General features: G+C 73.8%; 12 protein-coding genes. 4 read left to right on the top strand and 8 right to left on the bottom strand.

From position 1 onward, the window contains the following. Nucleotides 1-178: 178 nt before the first annotated feature. The 3 genes from OG332_RS35515 to OG332_RS35505 form a co-directional block, all read right to left on the bottom strand. On the bottom strand, nt 179-304 hold the full coding sequence (locus OG332_RS35515) for an ALQxL family class IV lanthipeptide (protein WP_250744215.1): 126 nt from the start codon (nt 302-304) through the stop codon (nt 179-181). A gap of 88 nt (nt 305-392) precedes the next feature. Continuing rightward, a complete protein-coding gene (gene lanL / locus OG332_RS35510; RefSeq protein ID WP_327417303.1) occupies nt 393-3,260 on the bottom strand; it encodes a class IV lanthionine synthetase LanL in 2,868 nt (955 codons plus the stop codon). Nucleotides 3,261-3,369: 109 nt separating this feature from the next. After that, the gene (locus OG332_RS35505; protein WP_327417302.1) at nt 3,370-3,567 is read right to left on the bottom strand and encodes a hypothetical protein; all 198 of its coding nucleotides are present in this window, start codon (nt 3,565-3,567) and stop codon (nt 3,370-3,372) included. A 212-nt stretch (nt 3,568-3,779) separates the two neighbouring features. On the opposite strand from OG332_RS35505, the gene OG332_RS35500 reads away from it, so the two are divergent. Together OG332_RS35500 and OG332_RS35495 are read left to right on the top strand one after the other, a co-directional pair. After that, nucleotides 3,780-4,805 carry a hypothetical protein gene (locus tag OG332_RS35500; RefSeq protein ID WP_327417301.1) on the top strand — a complete coding sequence of 342 codons (1,026 nt, stop codon included), beginning with the start codon at nt 3,780-3,782 and terminating at the stop codon, nt 4,803-4,805. A 113-nt stretch (nt 4,806-4,918) separates the two neighbouring features. Then, nucleotides 4,919-5,107 carry a hypothetical protein gene (locus OG332_RS35495; protein WP_327417300.1) on the top strand — a complete coding sequence of 63 codons (189 nt, stop codon included), beginning with the start codon at nt 4,919-4,921 and terminating at the stop codon, nt 5,105-5,107. Nucleotides 5,108-5,125: 18 nt separating this feature from the next. Here OG332_RS35495 and OG332_RS35490 read toward each other — a convergent pair whose 3' ends face one another. The 3 genes from OG332_RS35490 to OG332_RS35480 all read right to left on the bottom strand — a co-directional run bounded on the left by OG332_RS35490 (nt 5,126) and on the right by OG332_RS35480 (nt 9,215). Beyond that, nucleotides 5,126-6,049: a DUF6801 domain-containing protein gene (locus tag OG332_RS35490; RefSeq protein ID WP_327417299.1), complete on the bottom strand. Its 924-nt coding sequence runs from the start codon at nt 6,047-6,049 to the stop codon at nt 5,126-5,128. Nucleotides 6,050-6,129: 80 nt separating this feature from the next. After that, complete coding sequence (locus tag OG332_RS35485; protein ID WP_327417298.1) at nt 6,130-8,919, bottom strand: trypsin-like peptidase domain-containing protein; 2,790 nt, start codon at nt 8,917-8,919, stop codon at nt 6,130-6,132. Next, nucleotides 8,916-9,215, bottom strand: coding sequence for a trypco2 family protein (locus OG332_RS35480; RefSeq protein ID WP_327417297.1), 300 nt, complete (start codon nt 9,213-9,215; stop codon nt 8,916-8,918). Before OG332_RS35480 ends, OG332_RS35485 begins: the two co-directional genes overlap by 4 nt. A 118-nt stretch (nt 9,216-9,333) precedes the next feature. On the opposite strand from OG332_RS35480, the gene OG332_RS35475 reads away from it, so the two are divergent. Continuing rightward, entirely contained in the window at nt 9,334-12,225 is a 2,892-nt protein-coding gene (locus OG332_RS35475; RefSeq protein WP_327417296.1) for an AfsR/SARP family transcriptional regulator, read from the top strand. Nucleotides 12,226-12,337: 112 nt separating this feature from the next. On the opposite strand, the gene OG332_RS35470 is transcribed toward OG332_RS35475, so the two are convergent. Both OG332_RS35470 and OG332_RS35465 read right to left on the bottom strand, forming a co-directional pair. Next, entirely contained in the window at nt 12,338-16,078 is a 3,741-nt protein-coding gene (locus tag OG332_RS35470) for a HEAT repeat domain-containing protein (protein ID WP_327417295.1), read from the bottom strand. A gap of 45 nt (nt 16,079-16,123) precedes the next feature. Continuing rightward, nucleotides 16,124-17,017 (bottom strand): hypothetical protein, encoded by an 894-nt coding sequence (locus tag OG332_RS35465; RefSeq protein ID WP_327417294.1) that lies wholly within the window; start codon nt 17,015-17,017, stop codon nt 16,124-16,126. Between the two features lie 260 nt (nt 17,018-17,277). Here OG332_RS35465 and OG332_RS35460 point away from each other — a divergent pair, with 260 nt between their 5' ends. Beyond that, nucleotides 17,278-17,445 (top strand): hypothetical protein, encoded by a 168-nt coding sequence (locus OG332_RS35460; RefSeq protein ID WP_327417293.1) that lies wholly within the window; start codon nt 17,278-17,280, stop codon nt 17,443-17,445. Nucleotides 17,446-17,495 lie beyond the last annotated feature (50 nt).

The following is a 17,495-nucleotide window of genomic DNA, read 5'->3' as shown; positions in this document are numbered from 1 at the left end:
TGTTGCCGTCCTCGGGTCGGCGGCGAGGGCCGACGGTGCGGGTCGGGGCGGAGCGGCTCCACGTCGCGGTCGTGCCCGCGCCCGGGCCGCGCGGGGCATGCCTGAGGGAGGGGACCGGCTCAGGGCTCCGGTCCCCTCCCGGGGGCGGCGCAGGGGTCGCCGCCGGTTCAGCCGGCGATCAGCAGCCGCTGGTGTGCCAGCGGCAGGCCGTGATCAGCGCGGCGGCGTGCTCTTCGCCACGGGCGTCCTCGGTACGGAGGTCCTCGGGCAGGACCTGGAGGGCATCGATGTCGAACTCCGCCATGGCGGTCTCCTTCTGTACGAATGGAACTGCGGGTGGAACGCCGGACCCGGGCGGGCCCGGCAGCCGGTGGCCGACGGCCACCGGAGACTCAGGGGCGGGCGGATTCGCCCTCGGGCAGCCAGGCTCGCGGGCCGCCGTACCGCAGGCGCAGCAGTAGTGAGAGGCTCCCGGCCAGACCGGTGGCGTACTCGGCCAGCACGGTCTTGCGGTTCTCGTCGGGCACGAGCAGCCGGCCGTCGCGCAGGACCGCCTGGGCCGCCATGTGCTCGACGAGCAGCTCGGCTCCGTCGCGGTGGCGCGCATCGCCCGTCAGCTCGGCGGCGTCGAGCAGGAACTCGGCGTTGCCCGCGAGCCCGTGGCAGGTGGCGGGCGAGTCGGTCACCCTGCCCGCCCGGACGGCGGCGGCCGCGCCCTCCACCAGCTCGGCCAGGCCCTCGTCGCGGGTACCGGTGACCGACATGAGGCGGACCAGGAAGGTGCCCACTCCGGAGGAGCCGCTGCACCAGTGCCGGGCCAGGTCCGGGGAGTCCGACAGGTGCCGGGCCCGGTCCACCGGCCACAGGGTGCCCGCCGGTCCGCGGCGGGCGGCCTCGGCGAGGGTCGTTCCCGCCGCCACGGCCGCGGCGCGAAGCCGCTCGTCGCCCGTGACCTGCCCGGCGAGGAGCAGGAAGGTGCCCACCCCGGCCACGCCGTGTGCGAATCCGTAGTGCCAGGCGCCCGCCAGACCGGAGTCGAAGTCCTCGGGCACCGGCCAGAAGACGCCCTCGGGCGTACGCCGGGCCGCTGCCAACAGCCCTTCGGCGGCGTGCGCGGCACGGTCGAGGAAGCGCGGGTCCCCGGTGGTGCGCCAGAAGTGCAGCTGGGTCAGGCCGGCGCCGGCCGCGCCGTGGCAGACATCGGGGTTGGGCCACTCCACGGGCAGCGCCAGGGCGAGCGCGACAGCGCGTTCGGTGAGCGCCGGGTCGTCCAGCGCCCGGGCGGCGTCGAGCAGGGCCCAGGCCGTGCCCGAACGGCCGAAGTGGAGTCCGGGCAGGTTGCCGGGCAGCGCCTCCTGCCGGTCCGCCGTCCAGACCGCGGCCGTACGCAGCCCCGTACGCAGGGCGTTCGGGGTGACCGGCGGCCCGTACGGCGACCCGCAGGAGGTCCCGTACGGCAACCCGGCCGCGAGGTCGTCGGCGTGGCGCAGGGCCCTGGCGAGCACGCTCACCCCGCCCGCCGAGCCGTGCTGGAGGGCCACCGGGTCGCACGTCTCGCCGAAGGAGTCCGTGGCCCAGAGCCGGTCGGGGTCCGCCGGTCGCATGGTGGCCAGCAGGTGGGCGATGCCGTCGTGCAGCAGTCGTGCGCGCACCTCCGCCGGTCCCGTGGGCCCCGTAGACCCCGAAGTGCCGGCGCGTGCGGCAGGTGCCGTCGGCGCCGCGCCGCCGGTGAGGGCCCCCCGGGCCCGTTCCAGGGTCCAGCGGTCAGCGGGCTCGTCCCGCATCAGCCCCCGGACCAGCGGCCCGAATCGCCGTACGAGCGGCTGGTCTCGGGCCAGCAGCTCCAGGAGCCGGGACAGTCGCTCCTCGTCCGGGCGGGCCCCCGTCGCGGGCCGGTCCGCCGCGAAGAGCGGATCGGCGCCGGTCAGGGTGTGCAGGATAGTGGCGCCCAGGGCGTAGAGGTCCACGCCGGGCCCGAACGCAGGGGCCACCGGGTCCGCGGCGCGCAGTTCGGGGGCGGTGTAGCCGGGGGTGGCGCCGAGCACCCAGCGTTCGCCCTCCCGGGCGGCCATCTCCAGGTCGATCAGCCGGAGCCGCCCGTCGGGGGTGACCATGACGTTGTTGGGGTTGAAGTCGTGCAGGGTGAGGCCGAGTTCGTGGGCGGTACCGACCAGTTCGAGCAGCTGCCGGACGAGGGATTCCGCGGTCTCGCCGGAGCAGGCGGCGCCCTCCCGGACCAGCCGCTCGGCGACGGTCCGGCGCAGGGTCGCCCCGGGCACCGACTCGGCGACCAGGAAGGCGCTGCCCTGCTGCTCGAACAACTCGACGAGCCGGGGAACGCGGTCGGCGAACCGCTTGCCGAAACGTTCCAGCAGCGCCGCCTCCCGGCGCAGCAGGTCCCGTACGTCCAGCCCTTCGAGTCCCGCGCCCACATGCGGACGGGCCTGCTTGACGACCACCTGGGCGCCGGTGGCGGTGTCCTCCGCCCGGAACACGCCCCCCTTGCTGGAGTGCTGGATCGCGCCGCGCACGAGGTAGCGCTCGTGCAGCAGCACCGGCTTCGCGGTGGCCGTGCTGCGGGCCGGGGCGAGCGGGCGGCCCGGGAACGGGTCGCCCGCCCAGGACGGCGGGCTGTACCAGGCGTTGCGCTCGTCGGGGACCGGCCGGCCCTCGGGGTCGGTCAGGCGGGCGGCGAAGGCGCCGTCGGAGGTGAGCTCGGGGGGCGCCGCGAACACCCCGTAGCGGTAGTAGACCTGACTGTCCGGCAGATATCGCCGGTCGGAGAGCACCGCGGGTCCGGGCAGCCCCACGGTGGCCCGGTGCAACTCCTCGGCGAGCAGCCGGAACTGCGCGTCGTCCGCCGGGTAGACCGTGATGAACTTGCCGCCGCCTCCCCGGGCGAAGCGCCCCGAGACCAGGGCGGCGACCCGCGCGGGGCTCGCCGCGAACTTGAACGGCACCCGGTGGGCGGTCAGCACCTCGGCGGCCCGGGCCAGCACCAGCGGGGCCGAGAGCGGGGTCGCCGAGACGTGGAGCTTCCACCCCTGGGTGCGGCGGACGACACCCCCGGGCCGTACGTGGCACCAGAACTCGCCCGGCTCCACGGCCCAGTCCCCCGCCGCCCCGGGCCGTCCGGCCCCGGCCCGCGCGAGGGCGGCGCGTACCAGGTCGGGCAGCAGCGCCCGGTCCGCGGGACCCTCGGCGCGCGTCCGCCGCGGCCCGGTGAGGGACCGTAACGGAGTCTCGGGCAGTGATGACACGCTCTGCGACCTCGCATTTCGAGCTTCGGGCCGGGGACTTCGAACTCCGGACTTCGGACTTCGGACTTCGGAGCCGGGGGGTGAGGCGGACGGGAGGGACCAACCGGCCCTAGAGGGGCGGCCGGATGTGGTCGTCACCCCAGCTCGTGTCGAGAATCTCCCCGGCGCGGACCGCGGTCGCCCCGCCCCCCGCACCCCCGTGGCGCCCGGCGGCCGCCCCGGGCCCTGCCTCCGGTTCGGCGGCGACGGAGGCTCCGCCGGCCAGCAGGACCGCGAGGAGGAGCAGACAGCGGAGGGCTCGGGACATGGGACGGCTCCTGGATGGGGAGAGTGTGGATCGGGCGGCGAACGCCCGCGTCGGGCGGTTCACGCCCTGTGTCGACATATCGGCCTGGTGGGGCGTGGTGTGGCCCGGCCGGAACTCAAGGCTCATATGGGTGTGCCCCCTTGGTCCAGCCTTGCGAGCTGGCAATAGCCTGCATGGCACGGAAGTAGCACGGCCGCATTGCAGGGGAAATCATGACCATCCAGACAAACTCCATGGAACTGCCGCGGTTGGACGCCCGGGCCGTCGCAGTCTTCGCGTACGCCCTGTCGCAGGGCAGCCTCAAGAGGTGCCCGCCCGACGTGCCCGAAGCCCTCGGCATGAGCCCGGAGGACGTCGAAGGGGCCTGCCGAACCCTGCTGACGCTCCGGCTGCTGCGCCCGGCACCCGACAGCCCCGAGGAGCTGATACCGGTCAGCCCGGACGCGGCCGCGGCCGAGGCGGTCGGCCCGCTCGAGGCCCGGGTCGCGCAGGCCGCCGCGCACGCCCAGTCCGTACGCGAGGACCTGCGCTCCCTGATGCCCCACTACCGCGCCGCCCAACGCGAACGCGACCACCGGCAGGGTGTGGACGTCCTGCCCGATCTGGCGGCCGCCTCGGCGATGCTCACCCAGGAGTCGGCCCGCTGCCGGGAGGAGGTGTTCAGCATCCAGCCGGGCGGCGGCCGGGCCCCGCACCGCCTCGGGGACGCCATCGAGCGGGACCTCGCGATGCTGCGCCGCGGGGTCGTGATGCGCACCCTCTACCAGCACTCGGCGCGCGCCAGCCTCTCCACCCAGGGGTACGTGGAGACCCTTACGGAGGCCGGCGCCGAGTACCGCACCGCGGCCGAACTGCCTTACCGGGTCGTGGTGTTCGACCGCTCGGTGGCCTTCCTGCCCCGGCGCGGCGACGGCGGCCCGGGCGAGGGGGCGGTACTGGTCCGGGACCCGGACGTGGTGGCGTACCTGTGCCGGGTCTTCGACCAGCACTGGTCCGGCGCGACCCCGTTCCACGGCAGCAGCGAGGCCGCGTACAAGGAGGTCGGCCCGAGCCTGCGCCGGGCGCTGGTCGGGCTGCTGGCCGAGGGCGCCAAGGACGAGGTGATCGCCCGGCGGATGGGCATGTCCCTGCGCACCTGCCGCCGCCACATCGCGGACCTGCTGGAGGAGCTGGGCGCGGAGAGCCGGTTCCAGGGCGGCGCCCTCGCCGAACGCGCCGGACTCACCACGGCGGAATAGAGCGCGGCCAGGGAAGACCCGGCCGGCGGCCGCGCACCTTCGGAGACAGCCGTGGCCGGGGAGAACCCGGGGAGAACGGAGCCTCGTCGGAGAGCGGCTGGGGAGGATCGGCCGTGCCGACGCGCAGCACGGTGAAAGGGCCGGACACCGCGGCGAGCGAGCAGCCTCGCCGCGGCGCTGCCGGCGAGGCCGGCTCCGAAGACGACGACGTCGTCGTCTTCGTCTTCGTCTTCGTCGTCTTCGTATCGGGTGGCGATCGCCCGGCGTGGGTTCCTGCGCCTGCCGATCCACTGCGGACGTGAATCAGCCTGGTCGCCCGGTCAGGGAGCGGCGCCATCGCCGACGCCGTCATCCGCACGGGTTCGTCGTGCGGCGACGAGGGTGACCGCACCGGCAGCCAGCAGCACGCCCGCACCGGCGAGCAGCCACAGGTCGGGGTGGGCTCCGGTCTCGGGGAGCGCTGCCCGCGGTGTGGAATCGGTGGCACCTGACGCGGTCCGGCCGGCTGCGGGTGCGCCGGGAGCGGCTGCCGTACCGGCAGGGCCTGCCGCCCCGGACGACGCGGCCCGGCCCGTGTCCTTCCCGGTCTCGGCCCCGGTCTCGACCCCGGCCCCGGCCCCGGCCCCGATGATGCGGAACGAGGCCAAGACGTTGTTCTGCCCGGCATCCGGCGTGCACCGCGCGTCGATCGCGCCCGGGTAGACGACGCCGCCCCTCGCGTCCTTGAGGGTGAGGTGCGCGACGAGGTCACCGACGGTGATCCGCGCGCTGCCCGCCTGCCTGAAGGTGAGCACCGGCGCGGAACCGGACGCCTCGATGCGGAAGGACCCGGCCGCCGGGATGCCGGCCTTCACCGCGACCGGCATCCTCACCCGGCTGTCCCCCTCCGGCGCCGCCACACGGGCCTGCGCCTCCACCGTGCCCTCGACGGTCGTCACACCGAGCCCGCCCAGCGCCTTCGCAGCCTCCGCGGGCACCGGCACCGTAGCGCTGACGGGAAAGGCCGGGGTGGGCTTACCGACCTCGGCCGACTCGGGGACGTCCGAGTGGATCCCCACCGTGACCGGCAGATTCCCGATCAACCCGGTCGAGCACGTGTACCGCAGCGTGAGCGACACCGGGTCCGCGGCGGCGGGTCCGGTTCCTGCGAGTCCCAGGACCCCGCCCGCAACCGCTGCAACCGTCGCCAGTCGAAGCGGGCTGCGTGGCACCGGAGGGTTCTGGGTGTGCTTGCCGGTCCTCATGCTGGCCCCCGTCAGGGTGTTGTGATCTCTCGGACGCATACGCAGTGCAGTGGTGTGCCGGTCACGGCCGGTCCGGCCCGTCACCGGCCGACCACCTGGCCCGGCCGGGCCAGGTGGTCCTGGAGTTGAGCGTGCCGGAACTGATAGACCGCGCCGGCCTGGCGCAGTACGTCCCGCTCGCACGCGTCGTCGAGGAAAGCGACCAGCCGCCAGGGCAACCGCCCCGTGAGCGGCAGCCAGATGCGCGCGAGGGCCACCCACTGGCCCCAAGCGGTGAAAGCGAGTCCGTACGCGAGTCCGCCCGCGAAGGCAGCTTCGATCCCGAAGGCGAGCCCCAGCAGGAGTCCCCACACGGGCCCGGCCGTGAATGCGTTGGCGCATCCGGCTCCCGTCCCGAACACGAGCGCCCAGACCAGCAAATGGAAGAGCACGTTCCTGCGGTCTTGGCCGAGCAGCTCCGAGGAACTGACACCCGATCTGATGTCGACGGGAACTTCCAGCCAGGCCATGAGCCCGAACACCGACCCGACTCCGAGCCCGAGCATGGGCACGAACACGAGGCCCCCCACGAGCCCGCCGTCCAGGCCGTCCCCGAGCCCCAGGGACTCGACCACGACCCTGTCCAGGAACAACAGCACGAGCGCGGCCAGGACCCCGCACACGAGCCCCAGCCGGAACCTGGGGAGGACCCCCGTACGCCCGTGCCCGGTCCTGCCGAAGACCTGGATGCGTACGCGCGACGGCTCTGCCGCACCCTTCGACACGAATCCGTACACGAGCCCGAAGAACAGTCCGTTCACCAGCGCGTGCAGGAACCCGACCACGAGCCCCCGCACGACCGCGAACCTGAGTCCGAACGATGTCGCGACCAAGTCCACGGGAACGTTCCCGACGGCCGTCGTCACCCCGAGGGCCAGTGCGGCCAGGAATCCGATCACGAGCATGCGCGAGCGACGGCTCATCGTGGTGCCCAGCTGCCACCAGGCGAGGTCACGAGCCGGGACGCCCGTGCCCGCCCTGCCCAGTCGGTCCAGGTGCACGGCAAGGTAGCCGAGCCACTGCTGCGCACGGTCGGGGTTCCAGTCCTGCCGCCGCCGACGGCTGCCGCCGTCGGTTGGCGAGGGTTCGTACGCGGCCGGGGTGAACGCCGCCAGGAGATGTCTCTGCAGGGCCTCCGGGGAGGCGAACGCGGCGGTGTCCAGGAGCCGTACGGGGTCGGACCCGCGGGCGTCGCCGTAGACGGCACGGGCCATGGCGACCATCAGCGGGGTGACGAGCACCCTGGCCAGGTTCTCCGCGCCCGGGCTGCGCTGTTGCCTGCGCAGCTCGTCCAGTACGGGTTCCCACACGGTGCTGCGCATACCGCCGTCCTTACCCGGACGGCTGGTGAGGGGCAGGTAGAGGGCGACGTCGTCCACGGTCAGGTCGTCCAGCTCGACGACGGCGGCCTTCGGGAACGGGCGGGCCGCCACGGCCTCGGCGTACTCCCCGGGCCGGCTGGTGAGGAGCAGCGGGGTGGTGGTGCGGTCGAGCTCTTTGAGCGCTGCGCGCCGCAGGCCGCCGGCGATCTCGTCGAACCCGTCCATGACGGGCAGGATCCAGCCGGTGTCGACCAGCGCGCCGGCCAGAGTCCCTCCGTGTGCGGCGGGAACGGCGAGGCCGTGGTCGCGTACCAGCTGGTGGCACATCCAGTCGCGCAGGGAGACGGTGGTCGGGTCCCATGATCCCAGGCTGAAGATCACCGGTACGGGCTCGTCCGGCGTACGGGCGCCCAGCCAGTCGAGGACGAAGCGCAGGGTCAGGATCGTCTTGCCCGCCCCGGCCCCGCCGAGCACCACCAGCCGGCGGGACGGGATGGACCGGTAGACCTCCACGATCCGGTCGATGCGGCCGGCCAGTTCGAGCGGCGCCGGATCCGCCCCGGGTGGTGCGTCGCAGATCTTGGCCCAGTGATCGAGCAGGCACGCGTCGGCATTCCGGAAGCGCACGGGGAGCGGGAACGGGTCGTGCACGTGCCGCCGCCGCTCCTCCTTCCGCCACTGTCCGGCCACCCTGGAGGCGAGCAGCCCGGCCGCCTCCCGCAGCTCCGGCGCACCGGGGAGCGGCGCCGCCCGGGGAAGCTCCTCCAGTCGGCCGGGATGCGCCGGCAACCCGATCAACGAGCTCAGTTCGTCGATCTCCTGCGGACTCGCCCGCCGGTACCAGCGCTCCACCGGGCTCGCCGCGAGCGTGCCGAGCCCGTCGGAGCGGTAGTGCCTGGTGATCACCCCGATCACGTACCCGCCGCTCCACACCGGGGCCCCCGACATACCCTCCCAAGGTGAACGGCCCCGCTCGGGATCGTGCTCCGGGGAGGACTTCAGGGTGATCTCCAGACTGCCCTCACGCTGGTTCGACAACGGGGTGGTCTCACCGCGTGCATGATGGGAATCCCGATACCTCACGGCCGCGCCGCCGTCCGGCGACGCGGCCTTGGCCCGCAGTCTGAACCTCGGGAATCCCAGTGCTTCGCACTCCACCGGCTTCGAGACACGGGCGAACCGAACCGGCGGAACCGCAGCGCCCGCCGGGCTGCCCGCCCCCGGGCCGGCGGCCGCGTCCGCGAGGGCGATCAGCGCGACGTCCGAGTCGGAGTCCACCCAGAACGGCTTGCCCTGCACCTCCCGCGTACCGCCGTCCTCGGTGAGAAAACGCACCTGTACGGTCGCCGCGCCGCACACCACGTGCGCGGCCGTGAGCACCAGGTTCCCGGCCACCTGGTAACCCGACCCGCGGCCTCCGGCGCCCGCGCCGCACGTGGTGACGAGCTGGACCGCCCGCCGCCGGTCGAGCCCGGCCGGCTCCGTCGCCCCGCCCACGGCGGCGCTCACTGCTCGTCTGCGTCGGCGCGGCCGGAGATGAACGGCGGTTTGTCCGTCCCCGCCAAGGCCGGCTGCAGCGCCAGTGAGATGCGCTGGGCCGACACGGTGCCCACCGCCGCCTCCGCGCCGGACTCCACCACCCAGAACCGCACTTTCGCCCCCGCCTGCCCGGACCGCTCCAGCGCGACCGACAGCTCCAGCTCGATCGGTCCCAGCTCGAAGCGCAGCGCCTCGCCCTCCGCCGCGGCGATCGCCCGGCCCAGCTCCTCCCGTAGATCCCTGATCACGCTCGTCAACTCGATCACGCCGTGCCCCTTGCGCTCCCTGGCTTCTCAGCCGTTCTCAGTCGCATCTCTGCAACCATGACCGGACAGGCTGCAGAGCAGATGAAATTCCGATGATGTGCGAAAGCGGGGCTTCTCCATGGACAGCGAACCTCCCGAGCAGCTCCGGATCGCGGTGCTCGGGCCGTTACGGGCGTGCCGGGGCGGAGCACCGCTGGATCTGGGGCCCGTCAAACGGCAGGCCGTGCTGGCCGCGTTGCTGCTCAGCCGGGGGGCCGTGGTGGGCCACGAGCAGCTGATGCACGGAGTGTGGGGGTCGGAGCCACCCGCATCCGGCCACAAAGTGCTGGCCAGTCACGTCAACCCGCTGCGCCGGGCGCTCGACGCGGATGGCACCCGCCATACGGAGTCGGTGATCCGCAGCGGAAAGGGCTGGTACCGCTTCGTCGTCGACGGGGTCCGGCTCGATGTGGCGGACCTGACCGAGCGGGGCGTCGAGGCGCGGCGTACGAAGGCGTCCGGCGAGCTGGCCAGGGCCGTCGCCCAGCTGTCCTCGGCACTCGCCCTGTTCCGGGGCGAGCCCCTGGCCGGCCTGCCGGGACCGTTCGCGCAGGCCGAGCGGGAACGGCTGTCGGAGCGCCGGCGAGGGCTACGGCTGGACAGGCTCGAGTGCCTGGTCCTGCTCGGCCGGTTCGGTGACGCTCTGGACGACCTCACGGTCCTGTCCCCGTCCGACCGGTACGACGAGTCGCTGCTGGCGCTGCGGATGCGGGCCCTGTACGGCTGTGACCGCCAGGCGGAAGCGCTGAACGCCTACCAGGGCATGCGCGTTCGGCTGCGTGACGAGCTCGGCGTCGATCCGGGGGAAGAGCTCCGCCGGCTGCACGAAGCGGTGCTGCGCCGCGACGACGCACACCTGCTCGGTCCGGCCGCTGCGCGCTCCGCCGCACAGCCCGCCCGGCCCCGGACCCGCCGGACCGTCAATGAACTGCCGGGCGACGCCGGCCGCCTCGTCGGCCGTGAGGCCGAGCTCGCCCAGCTGACCGAGGCCTGTGCGCCCGGATCCGTGTCGATCGTGACGGTGGACGGTACGGCCGGCGTCGGCAAGACCGCTCTCGTCGTGCGCGCGGCCCGTGAGCTCAGCGACCGGTACCCGGACGGCAGCCTGTTCGTGGACCTGCGCGCGCACAGCACGCAGCGGCGGCAGACCCCCGAGCAGGCCCTGCAGCGCCTGCTGCGCTCCCTGGGCGCGGCCAAAGGCGAGTTGCCGAGCGACCTCGATGAACTCACCGCCGCCTGGCGCGCGGCGACCAGCCCGCTACGGCTGCTCCTCGTGCTGGACGACGTCCTGGACGCCGACCAGGTGCGACCGCTGCTGCCCGCAGGGGCGGGAAGCAGCGTGCTGGTGGCCGGCCGCCGACGGCTGCCCGAACTGGACGCCGACCGACGGGTCACGCTGGAGCCGCTGAGGAGCGGGGGTGCGGTGCTGCTGATCACGCACATCATCGGGGAGGAGCGCGCGGGCCGCGAGCCGGAGGCGACGCGCCGGCTGGTCGGGCTGTGCGACGGGCTGCCGCTGGCCCTGCGCATCGCCGGGTCCCGGCTGCAGAACCGCCGCACCTGGACGGTGGAGTACCTGGTGGGCCGCATGGCGGGCGACGAACACCGACTCGGCGAACTGAGCATCGGGGACCGCAGCGTCGAGGCGGCCTTCCGGCTGTCGTACGACCAGCTCCCACCCGACCAGCAGCTCGGATTCCGCGCCCTGGGCCAGGCACCGACGGTCGAGTTCGACGTGCTGGCGCCGGCGGCCATGCTCGGTCGGCCGCCCCACGAGACCGAGCAGATCCTGGAGAGCCTGGTCGACGCGAACCTCCTGCAACAGCCGCGTCCGGGCCACTACCGGTTGCACGATCTGGTCCGCGTGCACGCGCGGCGCCTCGCGGAAGCCCTGCCCGACGAGGCCGCCGCCACACGCACGGCCGCCCTGCGCCTCTACCTCGACGCCGCCCGGATCGCCAGTGACTGGGGCCTCCCCACCGGTTTCCCCACCGGACCCCAACCCTCCGGAGCGCCGTTCGCGAACTGGAAGGAAGCGGAGATCTGGCTCGACGCGGCCGGTGGAGAGCTCGTCGACGTCGTCGGTCACGCCGTGGCCCTCGGCGAAGTCGACTACGCGTGCTGGATCGCCGAGGCGCTGGTCGACTACTTCACGCGGCAGGGCCGCTACCACGAGTCCCAGACCGCTCTCGAGATCGCACTCGCGCACGTGGACGAGGCCACCGACCCGCGGATGGCGCTCGCCCTGCGGAACTGCCTTGCCTACACCGCCGTGTACCAACGCCGGTACGCGCAGTCGCGGGCCGTGTTCACCGAGGCGCTCCACCTCAGCCGGCGCGACCTCGACCCGATCGAAGAGACCCGGGCCCTCATCGGGCTGGCGTCCGTAGACGTGAGTGTGGGCGAGGCCGACCGGGCGATCTCCCGTGTCACCGAGGGGCTGCGCCTGTCCCGGCCGCCGCACAACGACTGGGTCGCCTCGATCGCTTTCGTCATCCAAGGCCTCGCCCACCAGTTGGAGGGACGTAACGAGGAGGCGCTGGCCTCCTTCGCCGAGGCCCGTACCCACGCCGACGGCAGCCGCAGACCGCGCCTGCTCGGCAGGGTCCTGAGCTTCGCCGCCGACATCCACCTCCGCCTCGGCCGGTACGCCGAGGCCAAGGGCCTGCTCCGCCAGGCGGTCCACCTGGTCGAGGAGGCCGGGGACGTCTTCCTCTGCGCTCGCGGCCTGACCCGGCTGGGTACGGCGGAGCAGGGCGAGGGAGATCCGGGCGCGGCCGTGGCCCTCCATCACCAGGCCCTGCTCCAGCACCGGCTGCTGTCCCCGCTCACCGAACCCGCGTACGACTGGCTGGAGATGGACATACGCTCGCGGCTGGGCCGCGCCTACCTGGCGACGGGCCGCATCCACGAGGCGCTCGGGCAGTTCCAGGCCGTGCTCGAGGCGCGGGACGCGCGTGGGGACCGCTGACCGCGCACCGGCGGCCGAGGAGCTCGAAGCCCGCGAAGCCTGCGGGGCCCGGTAGGGGTTGCGCCCGTCGGCACCATGCTTCTGATGGCGGTGGCCCGCGCGAGGCCGTACGTCATCTCCGGGAAGCGCGACCGGCTGTAGGGGACCCGCCCGTACCCTGTTCGGCTGCGGTGGTCGTGATCTGGTCGAGGACCTCTGTGTAGAGGGGGCGTTTGTCGGGGCGGGTGTGGGTGGCGGCGTGTCTAAGGGCGGGGATCGCCGGTCTGCCCATGGCGATGAGGCCCTCGGTCGCGGTTCTGCGGACGGTGGGGTGGGGGTGCTCCAGCATTTCGGTCACGGCGGGGATCGCGGGCGTCCAGGTGGCGTGGCAGAGGATTCTGATCGCCGTGCGTACCAGGTCCGGCTGGGGGTCGGTCAGCAAGAGCGACGTGTGGTGCAGGTAGCTCTGGCGGTCCAGCACGGCCCGCGAGGTGCGATGGGCGTGCAGGCGGACCTTGGGCTTGGGGTGACGCAGCAGCTCGCCGATCAGGTCGCGCAGGCCGGGGTCCTGGTCTGCGGACGGGCCTGTGTGTCGTTCGGCGAGTTGTTTGAGTGCCTGGTGTACCGCCGCAGGGTCGCCGGTGCGGGCCAGGTCCAACAGCTCCTGGCGGGACTGGAGTGGTGAGGTGCCCGACGGGGTGGGCGGGGTGCGGTCGCGGAGTGCTGCCAGGGCGGCGGCGTCCTGCTCGGCGGAGTCCGGGCGGCGCAGCGGACCTTCTACGAGGAGCAGTCCGTCCGCGAGGTCGTCGCGTCCTTCGGCACGCAGCCGCCGGCGGGTCCGCGTCAGTGCGGGGGTGCGCAGCAGGGAGCGTCCGGAGAGCAGGTCGAGGAATCCCCAGGCGCCGGCGTCGAGGCGGTCGGCAAGGCACTCCGCCAGCGCGTCGGCGGGGAACCGGAGCAGCGCCCGCCCGGCTGCGGAGTTGCTGGACGGCGGGTCGTGCTCCCACCATTCGAGCAGCAGCGGGACCAGTGGTTCCAGGTCCCACGGGTCGAGCCGGACGGCCACGAGCGCGACCCTGTCGTGGAGGATGCCGTCCGCGCGGAGTTCGCTCTCGCCGATGGCACTCAGGCTGCGGGCCAGGCCGGCGCTGACGGGTACGTCGACGCGGCCTCGCAGGAACGCGCGGAGCACGGGAACCGCGGCCTCGGGCTCGGGCCACTCCAGGAGCGCCAGGGCCGCGGCGTGCCGGCGGTCCGGGGCGGACGCCTGCAGCATGGCCAGCAGGCGCTCCCGCAGGGCGTTCGAACGGGGCTGGTCGAGGTCGTCGACGTGCACGGTCCGCGGCCGCGGCGCCGCCGCGCGGGTGGTCTCGGCGAGGGTCCAGGGCGGTGCGTCCAGGGGCTGGATGTCGGTCATCCAGTCGATGAGGGCGGCGCGGACCTCGGGACCGGCGGAGGCGTAGACGTCGATCAGTGCGGTCAGACGGTCCCGGGAGTCCGGGATGTCGTCGTGAGGGAGGGAAGGGAGGGGATGGAGGGGATGGAGGGAGAGCCGGCGGAAATCCTCCAGGGCGTCGGGTGTGCGTGCCGCGGCGACCAGCGCCGTCCGCCACCCCCCGGCCTTGGCCGGCGTGGCGGGCGGGGCGGCGAACGCGTCCCGCAGTACGGCGGTTTCGGCCTGCCGGGGGTCGGCGTCGAGCCGGGCCGAGGCGAGTGTCCGTTCGAGGTCGGCGCGGACCAGCACCACGTCGAGGCTGCGGAGCAGTGGCAGTGTGGACCGGTGCCCGGCGGGTACGGGGGGCAGCGCGCGTACCGCTTCGGCGACAGCCGGCCTCTCGGCCGCCGACAGGGTCGGTGCGACGGCCTCGAGTACGGCGATGAGGTCGGGGCGGTCTGCGGTCGCGGCCTCGGTGAGGGCGTCGAGCAGGACGGTGGTGGACCGGGAGAAGGCGGTCAGTTCCTCGGTCGTCCACGGTGCGGGGCAGAGCCGGAGCGTGAGGCGCAGGACGCGGCCCCGGGAGGCGGGTTCGGAGCCGGCCAGGCGAAGCCAGTCCGCCAGCATGGGCCGTAGCGCCCGCAGCCGGGTGGGGTGCGGCAGCTCGTGCCGTTCGGCGATGCGCAGGGCGACCGACGGATTCCAGGCCCCGGCCGTCAGCGAGTCGACGTCGAGGTCCGCTCCGGTCCCGCCCGCCGACCGCGGCGCGGCGGGCGTGGTGATCCCGTGCCTGGCCATGGCCGTCGACAGGTCGTCGGCCGTCCCGGCAGCGAGGCCGACCCGGCCGGTCGCCACCAGGGCCAGCAGGGCCGGTGCGACCCGTGAGGCCTGATCGTCCAGTGCGAGGACCGAGCGGGCCGGAAGGGTGCCGTCGAGGCCTTGCAGCAGCAGTTCGCGGGTGCGGGCGTCTTCGCCGTGTTCGGCAGCGGCGAGGACGGTGGCCGGGTAGGCGCCGCCGAGGATGGCGCGCAGCGCCTCGACGAGCCGGGCGCGCAGGCCCCGGTTGTCGTGATGGCCGAGCCGGAAGAGCAGTTCCGGTACCGCCGTGGGCGTGCCCGCGTGGACCAGTACCTCGGCGGCGGTCTTCTTGATGTTCATGTTCGGATGGCCGAGACATGCGGCGATCGCGGTGGAGGCCCAGCGGGCCCGCGCGTGGCCGAGGGCGAGCAGCGCCTGTCGAACGGTCTGGATGTCCTGGGCGGCGGTCAGCGCGATCAGGGTCGCCGACAACGCCTGCGCGTCGTTCCCCGTGGCGTCGCGGGCGAGCAACGCGATCACGTGCTTGCGCACGTGCCGGTCGGGGTGCCGCAGCAGGCGGTGCGTCCGCGCACGGGTGCGCGCACAGGGGGCTCGGAGCAGGAGTTCGAGCAGGATCGTCTGCTCGCCGCCCGACAGTCCGGGCCGGTCCAGCAGATCCAGCGCCATGGACGCGACGAGTGCGTGTCCGGCCTCTTGTGCGGTTGCCGCGTCGAGCAGGCAGGACGGCCTGATCCGTCCCCTCTCGTGGAGCCGACGTCCCAGACCGTGTACGGCGTCCAGGATCTCCTGGGGCACCACGGGCTCCCCGGACGGCTGTCCGTGCGCGGGTTGCGGGGGGACCGCGCCCGGCTGCGAGGACGCCGCCAGGTCGGCCACGACGCGCAGGAGCAGGTCCGCGATGACCGGCAGCGTGCCGGCGCTGCCGTGCGTGGCCAGTCTGCACAGTGCCGCCACCGGCTCGTCCGGGTCCAGGTGGGAACCGAGGAGGGCCAGTTCCCGCTCGTCCGGGCCACCGAGATCCGCCGCGATGCGAGCCGGCAGATCGGCGGGATCGAGCCGGACGAGCAGGGCACGCCGCCGTGACGGATCGTCGGTCAGATGCCACAGCACTTCCAGGGCGCGGTTGCGCACCGCGCGGAGATGCGGCGCGATCACGCCCGCGCCCTCCTCCGTGTCGAGGCCGAGCCCCTCCCCCAGCACGGTCACCGTCCGGTCCCCGCCGATGGCCTCCAGGGCGTCCAGGGCCGCTGCGGGCGCCGAAGGCAGGAGGGCGATCACGGCCTCCTCGGCCGGCGCATGGCGCACCGCACGGATCGCGTCGAGGAACGGCCCCGGCACGGGAGCCGAGGGCAGCACCCTCGTGATCGCGTCCCCGATGGGAAGCTCCCCCGTCCCCTGTCCGGCCAGGGCGACCAGCAGCGCGAGCCGCCGCGGCCAGCTCGGATCGTCGGCGTCGGCGTCCACCAGCTCACGGAACATCACCTGACGGCAGGTGAACAGGATCGTGGCGACCTCGTGGGGCGCGATCGTGTGGTCGGCCAGGGCCAGGCCGATGATGGACGGGACGTGCGTACCGTCCGGGAAGTGCCCGCGCCGGTGCAGCCCCCGCAGGCTCGTCACCGCCGGCCCGCCGAACAGCAGCGGGTCCGCTGCGGCGACGGCCGTCTACGCCCCGACGTCACGGCGGTCCGCCAGGTCACCGAGCAGTTCCATCCCGCGCCGGCGAAGACCCGGCGGCAGATCCGGATCGTCGACGACCTGCCACAGCAGACCACCGTGCCCGTGCCGGGCCGCGGCCGCGAGTGCGGCATCGGCCGCCTCGGGGCGTGCGATCACGGACTCGGCGGTGAGAAAGGGAGACAGGCGTTCCGGCGCCAAGGGGTCCAACGCCGTCCACGGTTCGCCGAGTTCGCCCAGTGCGCCGGCGACGACGTCCGCACTGCCGGCACCGAGCAGGCTCGTCACGTGTGCGCGAACCAGTGCGGGAGCCAGCAGACCGGCGTGCAGCCCCTGCCGGGCCAGCCGCAGGGCCGCGGCCTGCAACACCGGGTCGCCGCTGTCCACCAGCTCGTCGACGAGCCGCTCGGGCCGGTGTGCGCACGTGGCGGTCGTCTCCTGCACGGCCTGGTACAGCAGTTCGCCCGGAGGCTCCTTCCGGATCACCGCCGGCTCGTTCAGAAGCTCGGCGCGCAGCCAGGCGATCCGTACGCGCACCGGCAGCCCGGCCGTACGCCACGACGGCCAGCGGAGCCCCGGGAGGTACGGCGCCAGCCGTTCGTAGAGCCGCGCCAGGACGAGCACGGTTTCCGGCGGTCCCTCCACCGACACCGGCAGCAGCCCCGCGAGCTCGGCCATCTCCGGCTCGTCGCCGGTCCGGCCCGACGTGACGCGCTCGGTCAGCAGGACCAACCCCAGGTGCCGCAGGCGGGGATCCTCGTGCCGGATGAGACGTCCGAAGACGGCCGGCGGGCAGAGCCGCGCGTCGAGACGGCCGGCCGGCCGGCCGGCGTCCGCCCGGCGCACCGCATCGTGGAAGGGCTCGTCCGTGGGCGTCGTCATCGTCGGATGCTAACCGGGACGTTCCCGGCCTCACCAGCAGGATTCCCCGATGTGTGCCGCACCGCGTCGAGACCGCCCCCGCAGCAACGAGAGGGGACCTGTCCCACCTCCCCGGTCCTCAGGACACGCGGCGCCCTGGCTCGGTACGCTCAACTCCACCTGCTGATCGCATAGTTGCCGATCGGGTGCGAGGGGTTGCGGAGGGCCGGAGCCGGGGGGCCTCCCCGGCCCGTGCATCACCCTCTTCCGAAAGGCGCTCTATGGAACTGGCAGGTTGGGTGACCGTTGCCGTGACCTCGGTCGCGGGAGGTGTTGCCGTCGTGGGGCATCTCTTCGACCAGGTACCGGCGCTGTCCCAGAAGATGATCACGGCGATTCGTTCTGTTCGAGCGGTCCGCGATGAGGTCAAGCGGAGCGGCGCCAAGTGATCGCACGGCCGCGCCGGGCCCTCTCCTCAGCCCGGCGCGGCCGTGATCTC

This window comes from Streptomyces sp. NBC_01233 (assembly GCF_035989305.1).
GTDB lineage: Bacteria > Actinomycetota > Actinomycetes > Streptomycetales > Streptomycetaceae > Streptomyces.
The sequence above is the reverse complement of the archived record's forward strand: the minus strand, read 5'-3'. Positions and strand labels throughout refer to the sequence as shown.

Bases quoted from the DNA above. Each gene is read 5' to 3' on its own strand.
- OG332_RS35500 (WP_327417301.1), top strand. From the start codon at position 3,780: ATGACCATCCAGACAAACTCCATGGAACTGCCGCGGTTGGACGCCCGG.
- OG332_RS35490 (WP_327417299.1), bottom strand. From the start codon at position 6,049: ATGAGGACCGGCAAGCACACCCAGAACCCTCCGGTGCCACGCAGCCCG.
- OG332_RS35515 (WP_250744215.1), bottom strand. From the start codon at position 304: ATGGCGGAGTTCGACATCGATGCCCTCCAGGTCCTGCCCGAGGACCTC.
- OG332_RS35505 (WP_327417302.1), bottom strand. From the start codon at position 3,567: ATGTCCCGAGCCCTCCGCTGTCTGCTCCTCCTCGCGGTCCTGCTGGCC.
- OG332_RS35465 (WP_327417294.1), bottom strand. From the start codon at position 17,017: ATGACGACGCCCACGGACGAGCCCTTCCACGATGCGGTGCGCCGGGCG.
- OG332_RS35475 (WP_327417296.1), top strand. From the start codon at position 9,334: ATGGACAGCGAACCTCCCGAGCAGCTCCGGATCGCGGTGCTCGGGCCG.
- OG332_RS35460 (WP_327417293.1), top strand. From the start codon at position 17,278: ATGGAACTGGCAGGTTGGGTGACCGTTGCCGTGACCTCGGTCGCGGGA.